We start from the raw sequence: 1,740 nt of genomic DNA, 5'->3' as shown, positions 1-1,740 counted from the left end.
CGCCCCCCCCTCCTCCACCGCTAAGTGGGTTAAGAAGGCATTGATCTGCTCGCCACCCATCTCCTTGGGGTGTCGCTTGTTGTGAAACAAGATATATCGACGGATCCGGAGAAGATAAAATTTCTTAGTCTGGTAGGAGTAGTGCTTGACTCGGAGAGCATCACTGACCTGCTCCAAAGGTTGTTGGTGAGGGGGCGCTGGGGTTGGTGGGTAGTAGAGGCGAACAGCGAAAAACTTACATAGTGTAACAAGTTACTGCCCCCGACTGTATGCTAGGCTATCTTCAGCACTCTAAGTCATTGACGGCGGGTGAGTTCAACTGTTAGGAGTCCTTCTGACAAAGTGCCAATTATGAAAAGCAACTATGACCTGACAACAAGAGATGGCTTTCGGAGCGCAATCAAAGATCTCCGTGAAATTCCTGTTCTTGGCCAAATTTATGCTCCGTTCTTTTGGATCGCTGATAAGGTCTTTGATTTTCTAGAACCTGGGAAAGCTGTAGAGAAGCAATCGAAGGTAGCCGTTGACCTAATCAAGGCCGGCAAAGAACACGGGGCAAAACGGATGAAAATTATGATGGATGAGCAGGCAGGCTTCCATCTAGATGTCCCCATTGAGGGGGTAAAAGTGAATGTTGGTGCTGGTAGTAAAGGAAAGGTTTTAATAGATATTGAGTATTCCTAACTCATCGCTGCAGGCGCGACGGCCCTGACGGGCCGCGGACTGAGCTCAAACGTTACCCCACTTGGGAGAACGCAGATGCAGCAACAAGACCGTTTCCGTGGGTGTCTTCTCGGTCTTGCCGTTGGGGATGCTATCGGCACTACCGTTGAGTTTCGTCCACGGGGAAGCTTTACACCGCTGACGGATATGGTTGGCGGAGGTCCATTCCATCTCCGTGCAGGCCAGTGGACTGATGATACTTCGATGGCGCTTTGCCTAGCAACCAGCCTTGTTGAGTGCAACGGGTTCGACGCTCATGATCAAATGAGGCGTTATTGCAAGTGGGCCGAGACGGGTTACTTGAGCAGTACTGGGACATGCTTCGACATAGGTTCTACGACCGCCTCTGCATTGCGCAGGTTTCGCCAGACAGGAAACCCCTTTGCCGGGTCAAGCGATCCGCGCTCAGCCGGCAATGGGTGCATAACGCGGTTAGCGCCGATTCCTATGTTCTTCTTCCCGAACCTGGAAGCAGCAGAACGATTTGCAGCGGAGAGTTCCCGAATTACTCACGGTGCGGCGGAATGCCTAGATGCTTGTCGTCTTTTGGCGCGGATCATTTGTCGGGCATTATCTGGCAGCTCAAAGGATGAGGTTGCCCTGGGTGACAGCCAGACATTCGTGGGGGCCGAGAAGATCGTTGCGATTGCCCGCGGAGCCTACCGTCAAAAGCTGGAAGATGAGATACGAGGCTCCGGGTATGTGGTGGACAGTCTGGAAGCGGCGATGTGGTGTTTTGTTCGTTCCCACAGTTTTGAGGAAGCGGTTCTCATGGCGGCAAATCTAGGCAACGATGCCGACACAACCGCTGCGGTATGTGGGCAAGTGGCAGGAGCGTACTATGGTGTACAAGGAATTCCTGTCGCCTGGCTAGAACGGCTTGCGTTACATTTGGAGATTGCGGAGCTCGCTGACCGGCTGTACAGCGCGAGCAAGAAGAGAGCGGCATACCGTTATGTTGCCAGCCCTAATACAGCCTGTTAAGGAATCAAGGGGTACAGTAGCAACACTTAGCAA

3 protein-coding genes are annotated in these 1,740 nt (G+C 52.6%); 2 read left to right on the top strand and 1 reads right to left on the bottom strand.

Annotation, left to right across the window (positions count from 1 at the left end; genetic code table 11):
- Positions 1-177: phage integrase N-terminal SAM-like domain-containing protein (locus NW835_RS09920; RefSeq protein WP_414415193.1), on the bottom strand; the 177-nt coding region annotated here is incomplete at its 3' end.
- Positions 178-351: 174 nt separating this feature from the next.
- Here NW835_RS09920 and NW835_RS09915 point away from each other — a divergent pair.
- A complete protein-coding gene (locus NW835_RS09915) occupies positions 352-684 on the top strand; it encodes a hypothetical protein (protein ID WP_414349069.1) in 333 nt (110 codons plus the stop codon).
- 75 nt (positions 685-759) lie between these two features.
- Positions 760-1,707 carry an ADP-ribosylglycohydrolase family protein gene (locus tag NW835_RS09910; RefSeq protein ID WP_414415192.1) on the top strand — a complete coding sequence of 316 codons (948 nt, stop codon included), beginning with the start codon at positions 760-762 and terminating at the stop codon, positions 1,705-1,707.
- The last annotated feature ends 33 nt before the right edge of the window (positions 1,708-1,740 follow it).

It is taken from the genome of Synechococcus sp. OH2, assembly GCF_047462155.1.
Lineage (GTDB): Bacteria > Cyanobacteriota > Cyanobacteriia > Thermostichales > Thermostichaceae > Thermostichus.
This window is presented reverse-complemented; position numbering and strand designations above follow the sequence as displayed.